A 272-nucleotide genomic window follows, 5' to 3' on the forward strand; every position below is an offset into this window, starting at 1 on the left:
GTGGTTCCTCCGGTTTCAGTTCGTTCTTTTTGTTTTTGCGCCTAGACGCCCAGGTGGGCGTGCAGCTTGGCGATGTTGCGGTCCATGTCCGCGTTCGGGATCATATCCACGACGCGGCCTTGCTCCACCACATAATGGCGGTCGGCAACGGTCTGGGCGAAACGGAAATTCTGTTCGACCAGGATGATGGTGAAGCCGTCACGCTTGAGCCGCGCGATGGTGCGGCCGATCTGTTCGACGATGACCGGGGCCAGTCCCTCGGTCGGCTCGTC

General features: G+C 60.7%; 1 pseudogene. It reads right to left on the bottom strand.

Going from position 1 to position 272, the window contains the following annotated elements:
• Positions 1 to 41 precede the first annotated feature (41 nt).
• Positions 42 to 272, bottom strand: a pseudogene (locus ACZ3HG_RS23720) (branched-chain amino acid ABC transporter ATP-binding protein); the annotation flags it as partial.

It is taken from the genome of Erwinia sp. PME.40.26/001 (assembly GCF_055556675.1).